This is a genomic window from Pseudoalteromonas luteoviolacea (assembly GCF_001750165.1).
Classification (GTDB): domain Bacteria; phylum Pseudomonadota; class Gammaproteobacteria; order Enterobacterales; family Alteromonadaceae; genus Pseudoalteromonas; species Pseudoalteromonas luteoviolacea_G.
In genome coordinates this window covers 1,728,094-1,754,191 of the sequence record NZ_CP015411.1, presented here as the reverse complement: position 1 = coordinate 1,754,191, position 26,098 = coordinate 1,728,094, and the positions used below count along the sequence as shown (strand labels likewise).

Here is a 26,098-nt window from a genome sequence, read left to right as displayed (position 1 = left end):
CCCGGTCTCATGCCAGATAAGTATGAATACTTAAACCATTCATATTTGTTGAACATCATAGTAAATTTTGAGATGACACCCATTCATATAAACCATTGAGGCTGTACCTATCAGGGACGCCCCAAATTGGAATGGGTGTCATTTATATTTAATTTATATTTTTTATGATATCTCGAAATTTGCTTCGCTTTTAAAAATGTGCCTGTCCATTTTTACGTTTTCATTTTTACGTTTTTTCCGTCCTTCGTCGATAAATTTAGCATGCTCAAACAAAGTTTTTGAATGGTTCATAGAAGCTGAGTTCAAAAAGTATGGCTTCAATCCAAGTATTCCTATTAATCATGATTATATGTACTCCATTGAATTGTCTGTTAACGATGAGACCGTTCACATTTGGTTGGGGGAAAATGAAGAAGATTCAAGACCACCTTGGTGTCAATTGTTGTTTTGGATTGGAATATATGTATTATTTATATGTGGATTTAAAGAATTTTATATCCTACTTAAGTTGAAAAGGAATTTTAATATGACAGACGATACATCAGTAAAAAACGCTATAAATACCTTTTACAAAGGCGCAGGGCTAAATCTTACGTTCAAAGGCGATGTCAATGATCGTGTAGCTAAAGTCTTTGGTGAAATGATCTTTGCAACTCAGAAATGCACAACTGCATTAAACTGGGTTCCAAGGCCCAGTGGAGGGAAGGCAACAATATCTTGGGTCGTAAAAAACTTTTCTCAAAGTGTTTTAAGGCAGATAGAATCAAAGCAATCATTAACGTGTGCTAAAGAGGTAGTTCGTAACTATAGGACTAAACTACAGATTGCAGCATCAGGCATATAAAATGAACATAATAATTTCTTTTTTATTATTGATTATATCTAGCAATGCACTTGCAAGTGCTATATTGCAATTCCCAAAATTAAAGTGCTCAACAGGTACCTTACAGTTAAATATTGTTGATGTATCTTTTTGCCCACTGAAAAGCAACTTAGAAAGAATAAGCTTTCTTGGGTTGACTGAAAAAACGGTAACCATACTCAATAATGGTGAGGAATTAACGATTGGTCTTAACCCTCCAGATATTTCAATCTCAAATCTCCATAAGAAATTTAACCTGACTGTGCATGAGTTTTTTTTGAGCTTGTATGAAGGCACATTAAAAACTGATAATTTGGGGCTAATAAAAAAAGCGTTTGATATAGATAAATCAAATAAGATGAAAGTTTATAAAAAAGGCAATTTATTCGCTTTTACTATCACAGGGAGTAATGTTGAGTATGACAGGGTTTATCTAAATAAAATAGATAGTGATATGATTTATCAAATAACAGGTGAGTTTGATGAAAAGGGGGTTTTAGATATTCTTTCAAGGATAGAGTATTAATCTGAGGGTAAAGCAAATGTGATAAATATGTCACTCCTTTACCCCAAATTAAGAAAGTTCGATTGGGTAGTTATTACTACTTTTTTACTTTTTTACTTTTATCTTGCTAAATATCAGTCGCATTTCAGTGAGCCTGAATCCAACTGAAAAGGGTCTTGTTTCCTAAATAATTGAACTTCTGATCTTTTGTGTAAAATTAAACATGACACCCATCTCTATTTATACCACAACTCCCCACTGTGAATTTCAAAACATAAACAAACCACTCAAAAGTGTTTAATTCACTTAAGCTATAGAGGTACTTTACTTTGAGGTTGTTATTTTTGCAGGGATTTTAGACATGACTAAGCGCATAGCTTTTACAAGCTACGTTGAAATTGGGGTGTTAATGTATATTAAAGACTAAGCGAGTAATTCACTACACTGCGTTAAATTGCCTCGTCGCTTTAACTTTAGGTGTTCACAGTATTTTTGCTTTGCATCTGGCCTGCCCACTGACCCTTTAAACACGCTCGTAAACTGGGTAGTAAGCTTTAACCAATTCTCTGGTTGGATATTCAGCCTTGCTAAGATTGGTTGAGAATCTGTAATAAATCCGCGTTTGTCTTCACGAATACATCGACCTGTTAAATCAACCAGCTCAACATAATACTTGAATTCAAATGGTAGGCCTTTTGGCATGTGTTTTCTTGGGTTGCCTGCAAAACGCATGAGTGACTTAGGCTGCTTACCTACTTTTGCTGTTTCAATACGTTTTTTAATGCTGGTATGGTCTGACTCTTCTGGGGTCTTAGCCATTTTGGCTCTAACAGGATTCAAATCCACATACGCTAAACATGCTGCTAAAGCGGCTTCATCTAACAAGGCTTGTGATTTAAACCGCCCTTCCCAAAAACGGCCTGTGCAACCATCTTCTTTATTGGCTTTGCGTGCGATGTCTTCATTGAGTGTACGCATAAACCAACTGATATCCGCTAGACGATTTCTATATTTATCAATCAGCTCTGACAGCAAACAACGCTCTGAATTGGTCAGTGACTCTCCACTGACAAACTTATGAGTCAGCCAAGTCCCTTTAAATTGTTTATGCCAACGAATCAAAATAGCTTTATCATTTAGACGTTTTGCTTTTTTATCATCAACATACAAAACAATATGGGTATGGTTACTCATCACTGCATATGCGCAAATATCAATACAAAACACCTTGGCTAGTTGTAACAGCTTCTCTTCAACCCAGCCTCTTCGGTGCTCATATGACTTGCCCGTTACTTTATCCTCTCCGCATAAAAATGCGCGCCTTACGCATCGTGATATGCAGTGATAGTACTTGGTATCCACCAAGCTTATTTGTCTCTTCCTTGCTATTGCCATAAAAAAGCCATCCATACTTTAACATTCATTAAAGCATAGACGGCTTCTTACACTATCCCCAAATTAAGATGGGTGTCATGTTTATTTGTTATTGGCTAACAAAGAATCTGAACGAAATCAGAGCAAAACCATACAAAGAACAACTCCCTTTAAGTCATAGATTTAAAACTGACTTGGCAGAATACTTACAACTTTTTCCAAACCGTCAGTTGTACCCCAAATTATCACTTCCTCACAACTGACCAACCCGTTTTGGTTGAATTTGATTGACCAACGTGGTCGCGGCTAATCGACTTCATGGCAACAGTAAAGTGACACCGCTGGTCACATACACCGCTATATACAATTGTATATAGCACTCCACTTGGACCAGAAAGTCGATAGATGCGACCACACAGGTCAAATAGGCGTGACCAAAAAATCGGTGAAACGCGACCAGAAACAAAAAAGCCCCAGCAAAATGCTGGGGCTTAGGATTGGTGTCTTTTGTTTCTTCAAATTAGAATAACCTTTAGTATTTTCTTTCCACTCCATCAACGCCTTTTATATGTGATATGTTCTCTTCTGAATTTAAGTCATACGACTGCAGCCCCAGATCCAAAAGAAACTGATCTATTTCAATTATTGACTTAAAGTAATCAGTTCTTTCAGAGTAAATCTCCATAATAAAATAACTATCCTCTTTATTTGCACCATATATGTATTCACCTTCGACAATCCAAGCTCTAACATTCTCGACTAACATAGTTTCATTTTCGCAATTAACGAGATCATAATTCGATTGGAAATATTTTTGGCTAATACAAACATCACCTACAATAACTCCATTAAATAAATAACTCTTATCTAATATGAGATACAAAACCAAACAAAACAATATAGCTAGAGGCGATATAATAAAAAGTTTAACTTTTGTCATTTGCAACTCCCTGAACCTTTATATTTTTTAGACCAACTATCGGTAATATCATAGGGTTCCCCATTAGGATTCCAAATCGGAGGTGCGAGACCAAAGATATCATTGTCAATAAGATCATATGGATCCGTAAACTCATCAAAAAATTGGAAATCGGTAACTCCAGAGTATGAGAATCGGCCGTCCATTGTAACATCTAAAATACCTAAAAACTCTCCACTTATTGTTGCAGAACCAATAAAAAACTTATCAAGTGTAAAGTCATAGCTATTCTTAAAGCTTACATTCAAGTTATATGTACCTGGTGCGCTATTTTGAGCTAAGTTATATGCCTTTGCGTATATTTGCTTAGAAAAACGCCCTGCCAGTCCAACATACTCTGATGTTCCTTGGATTGTTGATAAATGACCAATTTGGCGTAAAGTAACATCATCTCCTCTATTTCTAAAGTGATCTAAAGCTTCACTATTGCTCCATGCTAAGCCATAGATATCAAACAACGAAATAGGATTGCCATTTGTGTAATTGTATGTATTTAGCCCGCCATGGATTCCAATAGGATCAGACTGAATATAACGCCCAATACTCGGATCATAATCACGGAAATAATTATAGCTGTAGCCAGATTCAACATCATGATACTGCCCTGGGAATCCAAAACCTTGCTGTGCTACTGTGGCTTTGTAGCTTTGCCCAAACGGCAGTGTATTACTTCGCCATGTTAATTTACCAGAGATATCAGTTTGCACCATCGGTGACCCTAAATGATCATTGTGCACGTAGTCAACCACATGAGAACTGCCCATATACCTGATTCTTGCAACACGTTGCTTGTTCAAATATATGTATTCTACAAGTGGCTCCCCCTGTGCATTGGACTCCGCCATGAGTAAATTATTTTGATCAAAGTGGTAATGTGTCGTGGTTTTCTCACCGTTGGAAGCAGTCTGAACCTTAGCAACCCGCTGCCCTTTTGCGTTGTATACGTACTGTACTTGTGAACCATCTCTAAAGGTAATTTCACTTAACCGATTTGCTGCGTTATAAACAAGTGACTTGCCATTCAAGGTATCCACCGTTGTCTGGCCATTAACATTGTACTCAAACACCCGTTCAGGTTTGCTAATCGGCAAAACTAGCTCAAGTTGATTACTGTTGAGTGCATATTGGTAACTTTCGTCTTCCAGCAACTCACTGTATTTTGACAACCATCTGCGATTAAGCCTATTACCAACTTGGTCATAATCGTAGCTCAGTTGACCATAATCACCTGAAGCAAAAATTAGCCTGTCTAGGTTATCGTATTCAAAGTACTCAGAAAGGGTATCATCTTTAACATTAACAATGTTGGTAATTTGATTTGCTTCATCATATACATAATGGCGATTTAGCAAGATATTTAATCCACTTGTAAGTAGGATCTCTCCCATTCGCCCATCTGTATCATAAGTGTTTTGCTGCATAATACCGTTCCCATAGGAGATCAATTCAGGCTCCGCAAATGGGAGGTATTCTACATTTTCAACCAAGGTGGTTGTGTTGCCTGCAAGTGAATTACTAAAGAGTGTATTGACCCGTCCAGCCTCATCATAGCCATATCTAACAACCATACCACTTGGATAAATCTGAGAATCTAACAGCCCATTATCTTTATAGTTAAAGCCTTGGCTATATTGCCTGCCTTCGATTTGGTAGGTTTTCGAAGTTAGATAGCCTTGTCCGTTGTACTGGTATTGGCTATCGCCACTGTTATCGAGAATGCGTGTTACTTTTCCTATTGCACCCGATACCGCTGGAGGCTGCGCGCTATCGAAAACCTGCTCATCATACTGATAAAATATATCTTCATTAGCAGCACCAGCAAAGTGGATATGAGTGACCCGCCCAATAGCATCATATTCATAGCTAACCACCTGTCCTGCGTTGTCAACTTTTTCGATAACTAAGCCCGCAGCGTTATGTTTATACACGGTAGTACCTGTATCAGGACTTATCTGCTTAACTTTTTCACCAAAGCCATTGTATTGGTACTCTGTGATTAATCCACGCTGGTCTGTTACTTGGGTAACTTTATCTTGTGTATCATAGTATTGATGAACTACACCACCGTCTGAGTCGGTTGTTTGTACAAGCCTGTTTAAAGCATCAAACGCATGATGTGTCGTATTACCCAGACCATTTGTCGTTGAGGTCACCTGTCCATTTCCATTGTACTGGTAGGAAACTTGGGAGTTCATTCCAACTGATGCAATTAATTGGCTCAGTTCATTAAATTGTTGTCGCTGTTGCTTTACTAGCTCACCACTGTGACTAAACACATTCGTCCTAATTGGGTTGCCTTCAAGATCTCTGACATATTCAACCTTTTCACCTAGGTGATTGCTCATGGTTTTGACTCGATAAGCTTCATCATAGGTATATGCTGTTACACCGCCGTTAGGATATACGATACGCTTAATCAGGCCTTGTCCTAGATTGTCACCACTATTGGCATACTCATAGAACGTGGTAGCTTTTACAACTTTGGCATCAACAGATGTAACTTTAGTTTTGCTACTGACCCAGCCACTCTCGTTATAAGTAAGCTCAGTCATAGAGCCATTCGCGTGAGTAATTACTAAAGGACGCCCGGATGGATTGTGTTTAGTCACTTCAGTTTTATGTCCCAGAGCATTCGTTACTGAAATCTGGTTACCCAATTCATCATATTCGTACGTCGTAACGTCAGCCACATCCGTACGCGGCCCATCTACTTCAACAACTAAACCTCTTGAGTTGTAATCATAGTGAGTCGTACGACTCGGAAATACTTCCATCAGATTTTGCAACCAGCTTTGCTCTGCAGTCAAATCGAATGTTGTATGACTCAACAGTAAACCTGAATCCGAATATTCAAACACTTGCTTAGCTTTCTCTGTTTGGATAAGTTTCTTTATCGGGTATACGTCATGCCATTCCGTTAAAGTCGCGCGTTCAATATCTGTCCCTAACGCTTCCGTCCTGCTTATCTCCAGATCTCTGTCATTGTACGAACATAAATTTTGAGATGACACCCATTCATATAAACCATTGAGGCTGTACCTATCAGGGACGCCCCAAATTGGAATGGGTGTCATTTATATTTTTGTATCATCTTCTTGCGAAAATTGATAATAGACTGCCCCATTGCTTCCCTCGCGCGCTTCTTGCTTTTTGACAACCTGACCAGCGTGATAGGTAAAATGAACACCCTGTGCTTCTATGTATTCATTTCTCTGCTTAAGGCGACGATAATCATCAAACTGTTGGAATACGCGACCAAACTCATCAAATGTCGTCAGCTGCACAACACAGTGACTGGCACTCACGGATGCGAGGGTTGCGGATATTCGAACATCTTTGCTTGAGGGTTCATACGACACATGGTCCACACTCTTACAATCGAGTGCCGAACTATCAAAGTCTGTGACTGAGGCAACGCCCCGCCCAAACTCATCGTAAATATAACTTTTTAACCAATCACTCGTATATTCATAGGCTAAGCGATGCTTTTTCGTGTTATCGAACACCCATGTAGCAACATTAACCGCGTTGACTTTGTGAGATGTTTTACGACCAACTTCATCGTATTCAAATAGATGAACATTTCCGTTAGCGTCTTCTTGCTCTATTAATTCACCAAACCCATTGTAGGTATCAAATTGAGGTGGGTGTCATGTTTATTTTACCTCGTATTTTACCTCGAAATGCGGCTAGTAGGGAATAAAATAACGATAACGAGGCAGTAAAAACTGCCCCGATAGATTTGCTTAACTTGACATAAATGGAGTGTCCATATATGTCATGTTTATTCTCCTAAAATTAGCTATTCTCAAAATGAGATTGCCAGACTTTTTCATTTTCTTTTCTGAAAGACTCTATTTCCTCGAGAATTTTTAATTCATCGCGAGATTTAAGAAACTGGACAAACTCTATAAACTTAACTGTTTTCGGATTATGCGGGTTTAACCGTTGAACTAAGGGCTCTGCTTCAAGAATAACATTAAAGTCCCTTTCGATATAAAATTTAAGTAAAAGATAATCAGCTTTAGCGAAGCTAGATAGCCTATCATAATCAGCTGATAGAAGACCTGCGATATTAAGATAATCTAGGCGTAATTTATCTCTGATCATTTCACATTTTCCCACAAGAAAGTTTGTCAACTCTTGGTCTGATGATGATGAGCTCTTGTCCAAATACAATGCTCTTTCAGCTTCTGAAATATCCACATCTATTTGTACTGAGTACGGAAAGATAAATGGAAAGCATATATCAGGAAAAACCCAGTAAAAAAATTTGGTGCCAGAGGAGTACTCACTAAACCCTACCCCTCCTCTGACATTTTTAGTTGCTGAGTCTAGTGCTAGCATCCAAGTTTTTCCTTTTTTAAAGTTGTCCACAAACATGTCGGTGTCTTTAATCAGTTGTGTAATTATTTTCTTTTTCATTGGATTCCACCTGTAGCCGGCATAATTAATATTAATTCTGTAGCACTGGGCAAGTTTTTCTTATATTGAAGTTTTTGGTATGGATAAATTACTGGTATACCGGTTTTTAATTCAAATGCAAGATGCGGTTCTGCCTCTGGCCCCCATGTTGCGTCAGGCCGGCTGGAACCCGAAGTTGCCCAGGGCGCCTCAAAGCCCAGCAGATAACTTGGCCCTTCCCCCCTATAACCATCAATCCCAGTTGAATCAATTAGCCTTGAGAACTCTCTGTGAATTTTATATCCCCGTACCATTTTATACAGCCAATCAGGCAGTGTAGTCGAAACAGCTCCTGACATATCAATGTTATTAGATGCTTCTCCAGCCAATTCTATAGAAAGTTCAATAATTTTAGACTTCTTGTTTTCATGGCTTGACCCATTGAAGTGCTGCTTCCAGCTTTCACTGACCTGATTCAACACATACTGCATTGCCCCAGTACGAGCGCCATTAGCAAACTTCCCACCAGTTATCTGCGATACTGTACCACCAATTACCGCTGAAATAATTGTGCCTTTGGCTATTTGATTAAGCTTTAAGCCACCACCAGGTAAAAATGCACCGCCAGCACCTTTGGTTACACCTGCACTCACAAACCCATGACCAAACGAAAAAATTTTGAGATGACACCCATTCATATAAACCATTGAGGCTGTACCTATCAGGGACGCCCCAAATTGGAATGGGTGTCATTTATATTTCTTCAGAGCAACGCTTTATTGCAAGTGGTTAATCATCGAAATGCGGCTAGTAGGGAATAAAATAACGATAACGAGGCAGTAAAAACTGCCCCGATAGATTTGCTTAACTTGACATAAATGGAGTGTCCATATATGTCATTTATATTTTTACTGTCTTGCTACTGAACTTCGATCAATACCAAGCTAGGAAACGAAGAATCATCAACCCAAACAGAGACTTTAGCTTTATCTCCTTTTACGTCCACCTGAAGAATGGCCTCATCTTCACTGGTAGATACTGCTAACTTTTTCCCCGGAGTACAAATAACCCCATCAAAAACTCGTTCACACGAATTTTTATCTAAATCATCACGCTGATTTGATAGCTTTATTGTTACGTCACCATCAACATCAAGTTGTGTACCAATTGATACACACTTTTCATTAGCAGCAACTAAAACATTATCAATATATTCTGGAATTTGAATATCTTGGTTCGCCGAATCATATAAAAAAACTATTGCATTCGGCACTGGTAAAGTTATTTCCATTAATTTCCTCTCTTTAATTTCACTTGCCTAACTTGACCACCTTGCCTACGGGCACAATTAATGCAGTGGGGGAAGAACTCTTTCGGATCACCGAGAGCTTGTGGAGGTTGATGATCCGCAACAGCATTCCCACTTTTAGTTCCTGGATCTTTTGTACCGCAGGTATGACAACCGTATTTTTTCATGAGCTCATTCACTTGCCTTTGCTCAGTAGCGGTAGGCCTGCCCATATGACTAGGAATCGATTCTTTAGCATATGGGCCTGGTTGTAACGTAGACGATTTATTCTTGATACTGTAGAACTTCCTTGCTTGCTCATATGCCTTATCGGCTGGCATATGCAAGTCGTCCATCAGCTCCTGAGTATATTCAGCTATCTTTTGCTGTCTAGTCCTATCATCACCAAAGAAATGCCTTTGTAAATCTTTAAGAGCTTTTGCTATACCTTTTCCAGCATTCCCCCCCTTTGCATTATACAAATACTGGAATGCACCTGTCACTGCAGCATTGGCGAATTTACCTCCAGTTAACTTCGACACAGTACCTGCAATAACCATGGATTGAACTGTGCCCAATACAATATAATCCATGTTTACAATACCAGAAACTTGTGCTCCTTTGGTCAGACCCGCACTCCAGAAACCATGACCAAATTTACCGCCCTGTAGCTCGGATATAATCCCACCTGTAAGTGCATGCGCACCTATGTGACCTGCACCTCCTGTTTTCCAGAAAGCCCCTCCAGTATTATCAAAAGCATCGCCGATTTGTTTGAAAGCCAATGCTGAAAAGCCTGCTATCGCGCCAGCTTTAAATGCCTCTGATGAGCTCCCTCCCATGGCACGAGAATAGTTATAACTCCAATATGCACTACCGAATGCGCCCCCAAATTTAGAAAAGACAAAATTTCCTACCATGTTTGTTAATTCGGGACCATATATTTTCGCATGCGCTCTAATAAAGTTTCTGAAAACTTTTTTAGCTGGCTTCGTAAACAAATACCCACTCGGATCCGTAAACGACAGCGGGTTATTCAGCACATAACTATAGCGGTTATAGTTCTGCAAATTACTTGGCGCTTGAACAAACGGGTCGGTTTGCATAAATCGGCCGGTGTCTGCATCGTAGATCCGACCATTCATATGAATGATGCGGGTATCGTCACCAAACTTGACCGGTTCATGGCCTGTATACGCCCTTTGATTGCTCGCGACAGTCCAAAACAGACCTGTTTCAAGGGCCCAGTTTTGTTTGTCTAAGTCCTTGTTTGGCATAGGTACTTCTGACTGCTTGCCAAATACATCATAGCTAAAGCGCTTTAACAGCTTGCCACCGTTATTGACGACTGCAACAACAGAGCCTTGATGGTCTGTAAATAACCATTGCACACTCTCTTGGCCATTTTCATGGTACGTTTTTACCGCGTCATTACCTATATTACGGCGAATATACGTTTGCGTAGATAAAGCCTCTGAACCACGCTCTTTGACGATTTCAAGTGCGCCGACGTAGTAAATGGTTTTATTGTGCTCAACACGTTTAAAGCGTCGGTTATTGGTATCATAACTAAACTGAACCAATTCACCGTTGACTGTGATATCCGTGGCCTTATTGCGTGCAGAGTACACCACACTGCGTTGAGACGCAGTCACGCCATGGTTGGTCATCACCGCGCTGATTTGATTGCCATTGCTATCATAGTCAAACACTTCTATTTGGTTGCCCTTCACACGCTTTGAAATCGCATGTGGCTTGACCCCATCATAGTGCTGCGTCCAACCAGACTTTGCGGTGAGGTTACCGTTTGCATCATAAGCAAATGCCACGCTCCCATCCACCGTTGTAACACGGTTTAGCGAGTCATATTCAAATCTAGTGGCTTCAATTGCCCCACCATCTAAAGTAAATGCGCTGGATGTGAGGTTACCCAGTCCATCAAATTCATAGCTATGTGATTGAATATACTCATGGCTGCCCCCTACATTTAAAGTGCTCAAAAAGCCGGTATCACTGTAACCAATCGACATGGCAAAGCGACCTTTATTGTAGTGAGTCACACGCCCAGCACCATCTTCTTGCGAAAATTGATAATAGACTGCCCCATTGCTTCCCTCGCGCGCTTCTTGCTTTTTGACAACCTGACCAGCGTGATAGGTAAAATGAACACCCTGTGCTTCTATGTATTCATTTCTCTGCTTAAGGCGACGATAATCATCAAACTGTTGGAATACGCGACCAAACTCATCAAATGTCGTCAGCTGCACAACACAGTGACTGGCACTCACGGATGCGAGGGTTGCGGATATTCGAACATCTTTGCTTGAGGGTTCATACGACACATGGTCCACACTCTTACAATCGAGTGCCGAACTATCAAAGTCTGTGACTGAGGCAACGCCCCGCCCAAACTCATCGTAAATATAACTTTTTGACCAATCACTCGTATATTCATAGGCTAAGCGATGCTTTTTCGTGTTATCGAACACCCATGTAGCAACATTAACCGCGTTGACTTTGTGAGATGTTTTACGACCAGCTTCATCGTAATCAAATAGATGAACATTTCCGTTAGCGTCTTCTTGCTCTATTAATTCACCAAACCCATTGTAGGTATAGCGCCACGTACCCGCATCTAAATCGGTTTGGCTCACCTTTAATCCAGTTTGTAAATTATAGCTATTGACGATAAGCACTTTGTCGCCGTCAGCACTGGACTTAACGGTTTCAACTTGGCCAAGAACATTGTACGTATAGGTTAAAGTATGACCTCCATTGTCGGTTTCGGTTTCTTTTTCACCGTACACGTTAAACGTTGTGATTTGGGTTTGTGCATTGCCAGGTACATTACCCGTTACCTTACTGGTCACTACGCGACCAGCATTAGATGATGTCGTCACAAGGCCTGTTTGATGGTCTGTCACCTTGACTGGGTTATCAAATACATCAAACACCGTCTCAATACTTGGCTGACCCGCTGGGATCTGCTTAACAACTCGACCCCATGCATCATAATGCTGTTGTGAGAACAGCCACTGGCCACCAGCGGTCAGCGCTCTAGTTCCAATTTCTCGACCTTGTTTATCTAAAAATTGTTGGCTCAACAGCTCCGTATTTTTATAGCTATTAATTGCGACTGCACAGTGGTTAACATCGTACGGACATTCAGCCCTTAATGTATATTGCTGTGCGCCCGTCGCTGAATAGCGCCCAATTGCCCCTCCAAACTCATCGAATTTAAGGTACTGACGCACACCATCTGTATTGGATGTTTCTGTTGCTTGTCCGAACTTGTTGTATCTATGTACATTGAAAGTCCTAAATAAGCCATTGTCCTGAGCTTTAATATATCGTCCATCAGCATCGTAACTGGTTACTTCAATCCGCTTGGCATTGCCCCTACACCCGGTTGTTTTACCACCTGTTTCTTTGCGTGTAACGTTGCCAACTGCATCATAGAAATAGCTGGTTTTTAGGTACTCATCACAACCACCTGTCGGGTTTATCTCTTCCCACGCAAGCATGCCATCAAGTGGCCCACCTGCGTAGTAACCAAACTCACTGTCTTTCACAACTGATAAACCGTTACTGCGTGTTGTGGTGGTCCGTGCAGTTTTCAAGCGTCCCAGCTCTAACCAGCCTTCAACACCGTAATAAGTATTTTCTGTTGTGACTGATGACAATAAATTGCCGTTTGCATTGTTTAAAAAGGCACTGGCAATAAGTGAGTCATATTGACTTACCGTCATGTCGATAACATTGGCAAACCGATCTTGGTTCATCACTGTTTCACTACAGTCATAGCCAGACACATCATATAGGGAACGCGCGTAGTCTATATCCATTCGAGCAGAGCACTCTCTACTTGTATGTGTGTATACCGCGAAGTAATCTGGCACCATGTCATTTTGGTAAGCACATGATCCCGTTGCGTTATCACACCCATTCACATGGTATCGGTACTGGTTCCCTGCATCACTGATAACCAGAGTATTGTTGCCCGTCGTCATGGTTTTAAGCGTGCGTGTTGGCATACCAATAAATGGGAACGCTTGACTATATTCAGTTCGCGTTTTAAAGGTAACTCCGTCTTTTTGGGAGGTGGTTGTCAATGCTTCAAAGCCCAATGACCCTCTACCGCCAAATTGCACACGAGCACCTTCGTAGTGGTAATCAACCGCTAAATCTACCTCTGAGGTGATATCCTGTATTGTCTGCTGCGACCCTGTTGTTACCCGCTTTACTAAAAACGCACTGCCATACAAGTCACTCACTCGCGTATTTGACTGTTGGGCAAGTAACGCTGATTTACTGTGGCTGCCCAGTGTATACACACTAGGATCTGACGCTAAGCCATAGTTGATCTTAGTTTGGTTGCCATATCCTTGGGTGATCTGTCGCAGTTGAGCAGGTGGTTCCGCATTGTATACCGCTTCTTTAACTTTCAGCGTGTTACCAATATTCAATATCAGCTCATCGACACCATCGTGGTCATAATCTAAAAAGAAAATACCATCTGTCACCGAAAGTTGATGACCCAACTCATAAACAGGGCTGTGGTCATCAAGCATGAAGCGACTTGTTGCTGGCTTCCAGTCGTAGCGATACAAATAGTAATTTTGATTTAGCAGGTTTCGGCCCGTTACATACAGCTCAGCAATGCCATCTTTATCTAGATCAGCCTGTATAGGCGCAATATGGATATCTTCCGCGCTGATATTGGCGTTCGTTGGCGTTTCCAAAGTGATTTCCGCACTTTTGGCCAAGTAGCTACCCGAAAACGATTTTAACAGTGAAAAAGCCCACTTTTTATCGGCGTTCACATAACCCAAATCAACAATACCATCGGCATTGATGTCCATTGGCATCAACCGACTATTTACAAGATACACAACTTGACTATCACCAAATTTATGTTTGTCCGCCCCAGAGTCATATTGATTGAAGTGAACAAAAACAACATCCTCTTTCCCTTGAGTGGTGCATCCTGACACAGAACATTTTGACGTCACAACATCGGCTAGCCCGTCAAAGTTCACATCCAATAAATAAAAAGGTTTGTCGTCATTGATGTAGTTCAATGCGACCGTTTCTGACATAGACGAGAAGTCCTTATACCTTTGGTTCCACATTTGTTTAAAGGTGTTATAACCTTGACCACCTGTGTAAAGCAGATCTGAGAACCCATCGCCGTTGAGATCCCCAAGTCTCAATTGATGCATTGAAAGACTACCGGGTAAGGCTTCCCTGTGCCAACGACTGCCGTCAAACGTAAAGTATTCCCACTTAATTGATGCGTCACTTCTTGCGTTTGACGTTCTAATTAATAGCCCTTGTCGACCATCGTCTTCTTTATCCAGCGCCAGTATTTCTAGATTATCAGCGGTGTTATTGGTATCAATGAGGCTACAACTTTGTGAAGAGACAGACTCAATAATACACAGTTGATGTTGCCGTGAGTCATGAGTTTGAGACAGGCTGATCAAGGCCGGCTTGCCATTACCGAGCAAGTCAGCAAATGACGTCCCAACCACTTTTTTGCTGGCTGGCGCACTTACCAGCGTGGCAGAAACAGAAAGATCTGGCTGAGCAAAGGTCTGTGTATAGTCAAAGACCACCGGCTTTTTACAAATTTCCAATCTATTGCTGGCACATTCTCTGACACTTTTTAATAACCGAGCACCATTTGCGCCATGCTCAAAGTTTAGGTCAATATGGCTAAGTATTTCACTGCCGTTATAAATTGAAATATTAACCAATTCAGCTTGTGACACCATGACTTGACTTGCCGGTGAATAATCATAAGCTAACTGTCGAGCGGCTCCTTTTTGATATCTGAATTTAACGCTGTACTTACCTGTTCCATCAAGGTTGCCACTGTATTCAATTTTGCTCAACACGGTTTCAAGGTCACCTAAAACCGGCAAATCTTGGCTTCCTTTACTGTAGTGATAATGCACAATGTTATGGGCATTCCCTTCACCAAGGGCCGCAATTCTGTCCATACTTTGACGCAGTAACCAACCATGGGACGACGTGCCGCCTAACTCACTTTCTGGTGAGCCGCCGTAAATACGCTTGCTGCCATCTTTACCATATACTGCGAACTGTTTGGTACCCGATAGCTCAGGCGCCTCTACGACCACGCGAATTTGCGAGTCCAATTCACTGCGATACTGCGCGCCAATTTCGCCCTCGATCACATCATTGGTGAGAATAAGTCGGCTACCATCCAAACAATACCTGTCATGCCCTGCAATCCCAGGTTTAATTGCCTCAAATTTGCCATCATGTAATTTTGTTTGTCTGCAACGCGTAATACTTGACCCCGCAGATAACTGCCAACCAAATGCCACAGATGAAGGCCCAGACTGACTGTTATAAGTCAATGCGACCTCAGGTGTTACACCTGCAATGCCTTTAGGCAATGGCAAAGGTATTGAGTACGTTGCCGCACCTTGCTCATTCACTCTAAAGCTACCACTTGTGGTGGCTAAACTGTGATGTTGTGCAAGCTGCTCAGCACTTGGCCCCTGATAATGCTCAGCTCGGCTAGGCGCTGACAAAGGATGAATTTGACCTTGGATCGTGCTATTAGCAATGTCAATAACCTGTCTGGCAGAGGGTTGAGAGCAGGCTCGATGAATACGGGTTTGTCCAGCTAACGTAATTTCTTTCTCTATACAAGCTTTAGCAAAAAACGTATGACTGCCATTAGGGTAAACCGAGCTGGTCGTCGCCGTTTTATTACTGGCTGGCAGCACTATTGGCCCAGTGTTATCAGCTGGGTTATAGAGTTCGAAATAGTCTACATTTTTATAGTATTCAAGAAACGCTGACAGGGTGCCTGCTTCAACTTGATTTAACGCCAGGCTCGGTGGTGTGAGCAAACCATCTCTTGGGTCCATCTTATTTGTACCCAGTTCCGATTCAATCCAATCATTTACGCCATCACCGTCAGAGTCAGTTGTTAATTCACACTGGCTTGTTTCATGACACAGGCCGTAGTAATAAAACAGTGAGCTTCTGACTACCGGCTTGTATCGCTCAGACACTTCATTAGATCCGTTCATCAACTTAACAATAAAGTCAGTTCTTGAAAGACCTGCGTTTAACTGGTTAACCCAATACAAACGGCCAGAACCTAACATCTCTTGTTTCACTGCAAAAAAGATAGCATTACTGATTGAGTCATAAAAATGGGCACTGGATAGACTTTCAGGGTGATTGCGCTTTCCTTCATCAGATTGCAACATTGCGTCGACAACCTCTTGAATAGTCACATTACTGTAGCGCACCGTATAGGTTAAAAATGACAGCTCAAAGCGGCTCAACTCACGCTTTAAGATGACATAGCCGAGCTTCAACAAAGTATATGTTGCCTCATGATCGGCATTGGTCGGCACCCAACCTGTTGGAATGTCCCTATTAAAACCATCAAGCAACGCAGAGCGCTGTAGATCGCCCCAGTTGAGCCTATCGAGCCCAGCACTGCCTCGTTTTATTACATGCAGCTGATCGCCTGAGGTCGTCACCCATATTTCATTGTCGCCCACCAACATGGGCTTTTGAATTGTACGAGCGCCTAATTTATATACATATTTGGTTTCACCATCTAAAGCATTGAGCGCATATAAAGCGCCGTCATCAGAACCGTAAAATAGCGTCGCATCAGTTTGCCTTTCGCCCACTAATAAGCCTTCGGCTTCTATGGCCCCCTGCGTGGTGTTTTTCCACAATTGCGTGCCGTTTTGGTTCCAGGCATAAATACTGTGATCGCGAGATCCAGCAAAAATAACATCCGTGCCAATACCCGATGAAGTGACAATGGCACGTGAAGACAAAAACCCACCTGTTGTATTACACCACTTTCGGTTTTGACCAGAAAAAGCACATAATTTATTGTTCATACCCACATAGATTTGACCACTTTTTCCTAATGTAGGGGTGTGGTTGAGCGGGTCGATAACCTCACCAATGTGCTCACCGGTGCTGTATTCGACAATTGGGCTGTTAATAAACTTATTTTTTACGCCAACAGAAATCCCGCCTTGGTGATAAGCATGTTTCACATCGGTTGGTAAATTTCTAACCGTCAACACTTGAGCGCCATTTGCGCTCGTTGTGAGCGTGACATTACTGGCTGCAATTTGATGCGGGATCGCCGTCAGGTTTTCTTGAATAAAGATCGGCCCTTGCTGATGAAAGCCAGCACCCTGTATCTCTAAACAGTCACCCGTGGTACACATTTTTGCCAAGCTAATAATAGGCGGAGCATGTTGAAGCGTTAACGTTTGTCCTCGTGCGCATTTATTTGCGTTATTTACATTACACGCACTAATCCGATAGTTTACCTCGTGTTGTATGGCAGGGCTTTGGACAGAGAAAGACCTGTTTCTGGTGTTTGATAACAGCGTTCGCCAAGGTCCCGAAGCAACTTGGCTTTCTAGTTTAAATCTCACAGAGCTGCTATTTTGGTCCTCTGAACTCCACGCCAAGGTATAAGGGCCGCTTGGTATGTTATCTATATCCGTCGTAAACCTCGGCGGCAATGGCAAGCCCCCTTCGTTATTATTGGTGTAGGTCACACACAAGTTTCTAATGCTGTTGTAATTTGTACTACTCGATAGGTTGCCATTACGCGCTACGGCGCAATAGGTAAAAGTTTCATTAAACGTGTCAGACGATTTACGTATTTCTTTTTCAATCTTGAGGCTATCACTATTAAAATGAATATCCTCGAACTGCTTCCACTGCTGTGGGTCATTCAGATTAGTGCCCGTATTATTGCTCGCACGTTCAAAAATAGAATATTTATCGGCAAAGTTGACCGGCGGCATGGTTAGAGTAAAGTGCCCAGGTGCGTCTGCACTGGGGGTAATACTGAGTCTAGGTGTAGTCGGTGCAACTGACTCAATAGTAAAACGATATTCGCCTACACTCTCATACCGCATCTCAGTCTGATTGACTGCTATGCGTGCTCGTACTTTAAAAGTTTGTTTGTCACTCAGTGTGTTGCCGGGTTTCCATTTGATGGGAAATACGCTCGGTAACCCCTGTTCATCCAAATTTCCTGGATTGATCGCATCGGCTACCACAACGCCCGACTCTCCACTTTTATATAGCTCTATGGCATTAATTTTTGCGCCTAAATGGGCACTGCTCAATGCCCCCAATTTCACATGGTATGTATATGTAGTATTTCGATTGTGGACTTTACTGTCCGAGGGCGGATCGTTTAATAGAATAGCTACAGGCACAAAAACAGTGAGACCGACTGAACCGGGCACCCATTTATCTATTACATCATCTTTAGCTAATATCACCACAGTATACTGCGCTGTAATATTGCTTGATGGGGCTTTAAAGGAGAGCGCGTACTTGTCGTTTTGGTACACCAAGCTTCCAGATCTGTTATGGTTACTAGGACAAGACGTTATATTTGATTGCGAACCGGGCACGACACAGACTTGTAATCTCTCTTGTGCTACCCGTGCGCCTGCATCCCACGCCTTAAAGGTCAGGGTGACGGTTTCATTGGCGTTTGCAAATTCGTTCGTTAAAGCTATCTCGGTAATACTTGGTAAAGACGCGGTCTTAAGGTGGATAGCATTGGATGTACCACTGCCTGAGCGTGCGGTAAATGTCGTATCCTCAGTAACAGAAAAGCGTTCGCTACAAGCCGTTTGCTTTTTATTACCACTCTCAAAGCATGAGAGCGTTTCAAAGACACCCGCTAACGTCAGCGTGCTCGCATTTTTTACGGTTGTATCGTTTATGATTGCACTGCTTGGCCAATTATAAGACTGAGCATCTGGATCATCGATACTGACAACAGCATGGACATCTGTACCTACAGTTAAAACACTGTTATTGGCGAGCTCATTGCCATCGACATCATAAACTTTTAAAGTGACTTGCGAAGGCCTATCCTCTTCTGTCGCTTTATGTACAGTTATAGTTTTGGAATCACTGATATTAATATCATTGGTCGCTTTAACCGTGTAATGCACATCATTATCATACCCTACCGTGATATTCGCGCTCTGATCTGAGCTCGAATTTGGATTAAAGGTTTTGCGATAACCTCCATCGATACAGGCACCTGCCGTATTACTTTGGCACAAGGAAAAAGATTCAATCTGGCTGGCTGAGTCCGTTACACGTGCTGTTAGGGTAACTTTAGTATCATCATTTGCATCACGCGTATGCCCAAAAGCGATGCTCGGCTTTGAGTAGGGTTTAACTTCAAGCGTTCTATTACAAACAACAGGATCCAAATTAGCTCCATTACCCCAACTGAATATAGATATAAATCGGTAGCTCCCAACCCCAAAGTCACGCGTCGTTTGATAGATATGGCCATTTGGCGCTGTAATATTCGTCACCGTGCCATTGGTGAACATCATGACATCCGCAAATCTCGATGCCATTCTTGGGTCAGCTAGTTCGACGGTAAATCTTTGACGTGTCTTGCCACTATCAAGACCCACCGTTTTTGTTCCGCCCAAACAATATTGTGGCTTACTTGACGCATTTGCCTGAGTTGCAAAGCCAATACACATCAATAAATACAAACATAAGGTGTTAAATTTACTCATGCTGACCTCCTGGTTGCTTGACAGCATCTTGCACTGTGGCAGTCCATTCCACTTCAAACATGTTGTCGATTTTTACCGACTCCTCATTAAGCTCTGCCAACTCCATATTAGAAAGCGCTCTCAATGGTACTGTAAAGGAATAGAGTGGAGGATCTATCGGTCCAATTATGGGCCCCCCCGGATTGTCTCCCGGGTCAACACCGGGATCGCCGGGGTTAATTGGTTCAGCGCTACTTCCACCACTATTCGAAAACTTAATCGAGGTCAATTTGGTTTCTTGTGAATGAATATCTTGATATTGGAAATAGACTCGGCCTTCTCTGCGATTGATTGCGGGGGTCGCAACGATAGACTTACCTAGCATAGACGCAGGTAAGTTTGATGTTTTACGCAACTCAACCAAATTAGACGTATATTCAAGGACGAGTCCCTTATGACTAACAAAGATAATGCTGCTATCGACTTTATTGGGACCTTGGTAAAGATCCATAACAAGTGCACCTGCTATCACAGCATCGGTTGTTGTTTTGCAAGATTTACGCGTCGAGTAATTCACATTTAATGAACAAACAGCCCCTGAGCCATCAATTTTACTCACCCCAAAATATAAGTTGCCCTGCTCGACCAAGGGCTTATTAACCACTTTACCATCTAAAGGTATTGACCATACTAGTTCAGGTGTTGCTTTTGAATAATCTACTTTATGTAGGTTATTGGCCTTGTCGGCGACAAATAAATAACGATAGTTACCTTTAACTAGCGTACGTGGGATAATATCTATCCCCAAATTACGCAGTGGCATTAAATAGCCACTATCATTGATGGGGTCCTCAATTTTTGCATGTTTATATATTAACGTACTTGACTTTGTTCTAACCCCGCCAACACCGAGCGTTTGTATTGTGTACTTGGTATTTTCATTTATTCGTACTGGTACACTGCCATTTTTTGGTAAATTGGTTAAATACACTCTGCCATTTTTTAACAAGTTAACAGTATGCGCACCACTGCTTTTCCAACGGATTGTAGAGGACTCCCAAGGGTATATAGCACCTTTGCTATAGGACAGCTCTTCAATAGCATGTAAATAAATTGATGCATGAATACGTTCAGAGATAATACCATCAGCACATCCAAACCGATTACAAGGGACAACTAAATACCGTACATCTGAACGCGGATTAGTAATTTCAATCGAGTTTGTATAGGTTGTATATTCAGGTAAAGGGAAGCTATTAAATTGACTCATGCCTCCACCTGGATCTTGACCATACCTTGCTTGATATATTGTGTCTCCGGGGTATGGGATCACGGCATACTCAGTTGCGCCTTCAACTTTGGTCCATGATAACTTATCTTTTGTGCCTTTGACGTGAAGTGCCACCTCACCATCCGATAGCCGTGGTTTTAGATTAGAAAACCCAAAACAAGAAAAGCTAATTGATGAAACCAGCACAATATTTAAAAATTTAATATTAAACAATTAAAACAACTCCCTGCAATAAATCCGCACGAAATTTAACACAAAATAATCACACCATAAACATAACAAACAAGAAAAACAAAAAATTAATACTATTATAATCAGGTTAATAAACAACCAATCAAGGAATATAAATTTATTAATCAACAACCCATAAAAAATCACCAAAAAAAAGAACCCTCATTAACAAAAAAGACAACTTTCAGGGCAAATAAACAGCTCTTTTTCATCGTTTAGTGAAAAAATAGTTTTATAAAAATAATAATCACCTAAATTAATACAATTACGTTTTCCAAGTGTTACTGCTAGCAATAGGCTTTATTACAAAGAACCCCACTCAAATGAACAGCTATTCTCTTTATAACTAAGCCAAAATCAGGTTTGCGACATGCAACAAAAGTTGTCACCGAAAAGGTCAACTGGGCTATGGTGGTTACTTCCCTTATTAACAGTGTTTTTTAATTAAGAGTCTTTAATTGTGTCGTCAGTTTTTGCCATAACTAAAAGCGTAATAAGTTAGTACGTTATATTTCCCCGATTAAAAATCACACTAAACAATACTGCTTTGGTGTATCTATGCTTAGTTTTAGGCAAATTATTTTTTAGTGTTTATTTATACGAACTGTTAATTCACTCACTTTTTATGCTGCTTATATCAAAAGGAAAAGTGCTACTAATTAAAAAAGAGCCCTGATAAAACGTCTTTTAAACAAAATTAAACGCATCAACTTAAGCCTTATTGATGCCATTAACTTTGTCTGTAATATTGACGCCTATGCAGAGCTCAAAGAAGAAACACAGAGTTATTATCGCAAGAACTGCGCAGTTGCGGGCTTGCAAATAAAACTGAACTATTGATATTACTTACAATTCATAGAGTTCAGATAAGCGAAGGCCAAGTTACATTTACATCCTTGATAAGTTGAAAACCCGACATGCACAGGCAATAATCAGTGAGCGATTTGCTTTCATAAGGAATGAATATGCCTCACATTAAGGTAAGAACGACCCACAGATTAAAGTCGAAAAACGCCCCCGTCTCTCATCAATTAACCCTAGGTCTCTAACATGTTGCAAAATACACATAGCCTTATTATTTATGCTCTGATTATGTTTGTCGCAGGCCTTGGGATCCCTGTCATGGCAGCCTTAAATGGCGGCTTAGGGAGTAAATTACAAAACACAGCCCTTGCTGCGGCAATTTTATTGTTTATTGGGCTTTGCATAGCCCTTATCTATTTATTTGCCAGTAACGGGGTGCCAAAAACACTGTTTGTGGCAGACACGCCTTGGTATTTTTATTTAGGTGGGTGCTTTGTGATGTTTTATATTTTAACCATAACTTGGGTCGCCCCAAAGTTTGGTATTGCCAACGCCATTACTTTTGTGTTGCTTGGCCAATTAGTTGCAATGACGGTCATTGACCATTTTGGCTTTTTTGGTGTGAAACCGTTTGAATTAGATTTAAAAAGACTAACTGGGTTAGTTTTAATGATAACTGGCGTTTTACTCGTACTGAGCAAACCTCAACATGCCTGACACGTTACCAATCGTCGAATAAACAACGACTAAGCACATAGGAGTGCGCTGTGCAAACAAGAATACTGATAACACTTGCTGGATGGCCAGCAATCATTGCCAGACTTGGCAATGACACTTGCGTGATGATTTGGTCTGCGCTGGTCGAAAGCATACAAAGTGATACCCAAACCCCTCTTATTGAACACAGCTATGGAGAAGCAGAACTTTGCTTTGAGAGCGACCGATTTGCCAATAACAATGACGCTGCACATTATATAAGTCAGCGTTTATGTGAAGAGTTAAATAAACGACTAGATTCATCGTTAGTGCGTTGCTCAGATATTCAAGTCAGCGCGCAAAGTATTTCATCCGTAACCCCTCACAGTAATGCCATTCGCTCAACAGTCAGCAAAGCCCACTTAGAAGTTGACACCGCCGGAGCAACTGAACTTGACGACATATTGGCGAATAAACGACTCGAGCCATACTGGCAAAGCATTCAGTATGTTCAATTTGACAGACTATTTGGCTATGAAGCACTCATCAGAGGCCCCCTTGACTCAAGCTTACATCGGCCAGATAAACTCTTCGACGCCGCGTTAGCCAACGGACGACAAGATGAAGCTGAATTACAGGCATTACTCACGCACTTTAAGGCACACACAGCAGTATGTAACACACAAAAAGCTTGTATGCTCACCGTTAACCTATCGCCAAAAATGCTTTTTTGCGAGCAGGTCAACCACCTACTACTCACTCACCCTTACCCCGAGTATATTTGTCTTGAGTTAACAGAACATGTACCCGTTAACGATTGGGCATCGCTGCAAGAGAAAATGACGTTCTTACGTCAACTTGGCTATCAAATTTGGCTCGATGATGTTGGTTGTGGATTTTTTGAAATCGAAACCATCAATATCGCAAAACCAGATGTCGCAAAACTGTGTATCACTATCATCGGCCAGCTACCTAACAATCAACATATTGTCAATGAATTAAAACAAGTGATCCAAACCGTACACCAATACGGTGGCAAAGTCCTCGCTGAAGGCATAGAACATGCTGAGCAACTATCCATCGCAAAATCCATTGGTGTTGACTTAGCCCAAGGCTACTTTTTCGACAAACCCAGTCCTGTCAAAATGCTCTGCTAAGCAAGGTAAAAAACGGCATTCAATAAAGTCATCTTTATGACGCTTATTAATGCCTTCATTCAGCTATCGCTCCTTCTTCCTCTATTTTTGGATGTCATAAATTCTTGATGTACCGACTATATGCTAGCGCCTGTCTCAATCAAACGATGCTTTAGCGCACACAATAAAAATATGGAGTATAAAATGAAGAAGGTGAAATTGAGCCTAATAACCTGCTCACTGATGGCATTACTTAGCGCGTGTAGCGGCGATGATGGTAAAGATGGCCCAGCTGGTAATAATGGCGTTGATGGCACGGCAGGATCAGATGGCCAAGCAGGTCTTGCCAGCCTTATAAATCAGCAAACACTGGACATGGCTCATAGCCAATGCTTTTTTGGTGGCATCGCTTTGCACTCAGGGTTAGATCTAAATCGTGATCAGATATTAGATAGCTCAGAAGTAAACCAAACCAACTATGTATGTACTCCAACACCTATTAATGCACAAGGAAGTAAGCTACCTTACTCAGCGATGAGAGCAGATTTACAAAACGGCAGTATTGCAGGCAGTCGCTTTGAGATCCGAAATGGTGGCTATGGCTCAGATATGGTGGCTCATCCGGGTCTCAAGAACCAATTTTATGCGCTGACTGATCGCGGTCCCAATGCCACTTATACCGGTGACTATGGCAAAGGAAAAACATTTCCTACCCCTGACTACACACCTCGCATTGGCCTATTTGAGCTAACGACTTCTGGCACCGTGATCAAATTGAAAGATGTTCTGCTTAAGCGCCCCGACGGCACGCCAATCTCCGGACTGCCAAATGCTTCAGATTTAGGCGGCACAGGCGAGACGCCTTATCTGGTAGATGGACAACCTATCCTAGTAGACCAAAGTCAACCGTACCACCAAACGCAAAACCCCATTAAATTAGATAATTACGGGCTTGATGGTGAGGGCCTTGTGGCGCTATCTGATGGCAGTTTTTGGGTGAGTGATGAATATGGTCCGCATATTGTCCATTTTGATAACGAAGGTAAAGAGATAGAACGTATTAATGCATTCGCTCACGATGAACGTACAAGTATCACGCTCCCCAAAGAGTATGCTAAGCGCAGAGCAAACCGAGGCATGGAAGGACTCGCAATTACGCCTGATGAAACAACCTTGGTCGGTATCATGCAATCAACCCTGTATAACCCTGATAATACGGTTAAAGCACTCGATATTACTCGTATTGTCACGATTAATTTAAAAACGAAACAGATTGCTCAATACCTCTACAAACAAGAAAAAGCGCAAAATTCAAACTCCGCAATTGTCGCGCTCTCAAATACAGAGTTTTTAGTGATTGAACGTGATGGTGCTTTTTATGAGCAAACGCCAGACGCGATGAAACGTATCTACAAAATCAATCTCCTTGACGCCACGAATTTGGAGCAGATCACACCAAGCAATGAGCTGACACAAGACGATAATTTAGGGTTATTAATCGCAGGGCAAACTTTGGAGCAAACAATATTAACTTCAGGCTGGGACACACTGACGACACATGGGATAACTCCCGTTAGTAAGTCATTGGTGTTAGATCTAATACAAGAGATCCAATACCCCCATGATAAGCTTGAAGGCATGTGGTTAATTGACAATAGTCGCTTGGCAGTACTGAATGACGATGACTTTGCAACCTGGTCAACAGATGGCGTACTAGAACAAAAATATTTAGATACTGCGAAATCAATTGTAGATAGTAATACACTCTACTTTTTTGAAAATCTCACGCTTGATAAATAATATAAATAGCGGCTTCGGCCGCTTTTTTTCTATTTAATAGAATAGACAGGAGTAATTTAGCTATAAAATAGAGAGATACTAAATACATTTAGCAAATAACATTAAACACTTCACCTCAGAAAAAACCAGTCAAAGCATATAATATTCA

Annotated in this window: 14 protein-coding genes; 5 read left to right on the top strand and 9 right to left on the bottom strand. The window is 41.4% G+C overall.

Features of this window, described 5'->3' with window-relative positions:
* Positions 1-196 precede the first annotated feature (196 nt).
* Together S4054249_RS26875 and S4054249_RS07505 are read left to right on the top strand one after the other, a co-directional pair.
* Positions 197-844, top strand: coding sequence for a hypothetical protein (locus S4054249_RS26875; RefSeq protein ID WP_069949050.1), 648 nt, complete (start codon positions 197-199; stop codon positions 842-844).
* 1 nt (position 845) lies between these two features.
* Positions 846-1,388 carry a hypothetical protein gene (locus S4054249_RS07505; protein WP_063881417.1) on the top strand — a complete coding sequence of 181 codons (543 nt, stop codon included), beginning with the start codon at positions 846-848 and terminating at the stop codon, positions 1,386-1,388.
* Positions 1,389-1,790: 402 nt separating this feature from the next.
* On the opposite strand, the gene S4054249_RS07500 is transcribed toward S4054249_RS07505, so the two are convergent.
* The 9 genes from S4054249_RS07500 to S4054249_RS07460 all read right to left on the bottom strand — a co-directional run bounded on the left by S4054249_RS07500 (position 1,791) and on the right by S4054249_RS07460 (position 21,496).
* Positions 1,791-2,762 carry a transposase gene (locus tag S4054249_RS07500; protein WP_069949084.1) on the bottom strand — a complete coding sequence of 324 codons (972 nt, stop codon included), beginning with the start codon at positions 2,760-2,762 and terminating at the stop codon, positions 1,791-1,793.
* A gap of 511 nt (positions 2,763-3,273) precedes the next feature.
* Positions 3,274-3,681 (bottom strand): hypothetical protein, encoded by a 408-nt coding sequence (locus S4054249_RS07495; protein WP_046358472.1) that lies wholly within the window; start codon positions 3,679-3,681, stop codon positions 3,274-3,276.
* A complete protein-coding gene (locus tag S4054249_RS07490; RefSeq protein WP_046358471.1) occupies positions 3,678-6,794 on the bottom strand; it encodes an RHS repeat domain-containing protein in 3,117 nt (1,038 codons plus the stop codon). Before S4054249_RS07490 ends, S4054249_RS07495 begins: the two co-directional genes overlap by 4 nt.
* Positions 6,795-7,226: a hypothetical protein gene (locus S4054249_RS07485; protein WP_069949049.1), complete on the bottom strand. Its 432-nt coding sequence runs from the start codon at positions 7,224-7,226 to the stop codon at positions 6,795-6,797.
* A 292-nt stretch (positions 7,227-7,518) separates the two neighbouring features.
* Complete coding sequence (locus S4054249_RS07480) at positions 7,519-8,145, bottom strand: hypothetical protein (RefSeq protein WP_046355166.1); 627 nt, start codon at positions 8,143-8,145, stop codon at positions 7,519-7,521.
* Positions 8,142-8,831, bottom strand: a complete 690-nt coding sequence (locus S4054249_RS07475) for a hypothetical protein (RefSeq protein WP_069949048.1) — start codon at positions 8,829-8,831, stop codon at positions 8,142-8,144. Before S4054249_RS07475 ends, S4054249_RS07480 begins: the two co-directional genes overlap by 4 nt.
* Positions 8,832-9,043: 212 nt before the next feature.
* The gene (locus tag S4054249_RS07470) at positions 9,044-9,415 is read right to left on the bottom strand and encodes a hypothetical protein (RefSeq protein ID WP_046354153.1); all 372 of its coding nucleotides are present in this window, start codon (positions 9,413-9,415) and stop codon (positions 9,044-9,046) included.
* The gene (locus S4054249_RS07465) at positions 9,415-20,013 is read right to left on the bottom strand and encodes an RHS repeat-associated core domain-containing protein (RefSeq protein ID WP_069949047.1); all 10,599 of its coding nucleotides are present in this window, start codon (positions 20,011-20,013) and stop codon (positions 9,415-9,417) included. Before S4054249_RS07465 ends, S4054249_RS07470 begins: the two co-directional genes overlap by 1 nt.
* A complete protein-coding gene (locus S4054249_RS07460; protein ID WP_063881486.1) occupies positions 20,006-21,496 on the bottom strand; it encodes a hypothetical protein in 1,491 nt (496 codons plus the stop codon). Before S4054249_RS07460 ends, S4054249_RS07465 begins: the two co-directional genes overlap by 8 nt.
* 1,068 nt (positions 21,497-22,564) lie before the next feature.
* On the opposite strand from S4054249_RS07460, the gene S4054249_RS07455 reads away from it, so the two are divergent.
* The 3 genes from S4054249_RS07455 (at position 22,565) to S4054249_RS07445 (ending at position 25,950) form a co-directional block, all read left to right on the top strand.
* The gene (locus S4054249_RS07455; protein ID WP_046358287.1) at positions 22,565-23,035 is read left to right on the top strand and encodes a DMT family transporter; all 471 of its coding nucleotides are present in this window, start codon (positions 22,565-22,567) and stop codon (positions 23,033-23,035) included.
* A 50-nt stretch (positions 23,036-23,085) separates the two neighbouring features.
* Positions 23,086-24,171 carry an EAL domain-containing protein gene (locus S4054249_RS07450; protein ID WP_052961166.1) on the top strand — a complete coding sequence of 362 codons (1,086 nt, stop codon included), beginning with the start codon at positions 23,086-23,088 and terminating at the stop codon, positions 24,169-24,171.
* Positions 24,172-24,354: 183 nt separating this feature from the next.
* Positions 24,355-25,950, top strand: a complete 1,596-nt coding sequence (locus S4054249_RS07445) for an esterase-like activity of phytase family protein (RefSeq protein WP_046358286.1) — start codon at positions 24,355-24,357, stop codon at positions 25,948-25,950.
* Positions 25,951-26,098: the final 148 nt, after the last annotated feature.

Excerpts from the sequence above, each read along its gene's own strand:
- S4054249_RS26875 (WP_069949050.1), top strand. The coding sequence starts at position 197 with ATGTGCCTGTCCATTTTTACGTTTTCATTTTTACGTTTTTTCCGTCCT.
- S4054249_RS07505 (WP_063881417.1), top strand. The coding sequence starts at position 846 with ATGAACATAATAATTTCTTTTTTATTATTGATTATATCTAGCAATGCA.
- S4054249_RS07500 (WP_069949084.1), bottom strand. The coding sequence starts at position 2,762 with ATGGCAATAGCAAGGAAGAGACAAATAAGCTTGGTGGATACCAAGTAC.
- S4054249_RS07495 (WP_046358472.1), bottom strand. The coding sequence starts at position 3,681 with ATGACAAAAGTTAAACTTTTTATTATATCGCCTCTAGCTATATTGTTT.
- S4054249_RS07490 (WP_046358471.1), bottom strand. The coding sequence starts at position 6,794 with ATGACACCCATTCCAATTTGGGGCGTCCCTGATAGGTACAGCCTCAAT.
- S4054249_RS07480 (WP_046355166.1), bottom strand. The coding sequence starts at position 8,145 with ATGAAAAAGAAAATAATTACACAACTGATTAAAGACACCGACATGTTT.
- S4054249_RS07475 (WP_069949048.1), bottom strand. The coding sequence starts at position 8,831 with ATGGTTTATATGAATGGGTGTCATCTCAAAATTTTTTCGTTTGGTCAT.
- S4054249_RS07470 (WP_046354153.1), bottom strand. The coding sequence starts at position 9,415 with ATGGAAATAACTTTACCAGTGCCGAATGCAATAGTTTTTTTATATGAT.
- S4054249_RS07465 (WP_069949047.1), bottom strand. The coding sequence starts at position 20,013 with ATGAGTAAATTTAACACCTTATGTTTGTATTTATTGATGTGTATTGGC.
- S4054249_RS07455 (WP_046358287.1), top strand. The coding sequence starts at position 22,565 with ATGTTGCAAAATACACATAGCCTTATTATTTATGCTCTGATTATGTTT.
- S4054249_RS07445 (WP_046358286.1), top strand. The coding sequence starts at position 24,355 with ATGAAGAAGGTGAAATTGAGCCTAATAACCTGCTCACTGATGGCATTA.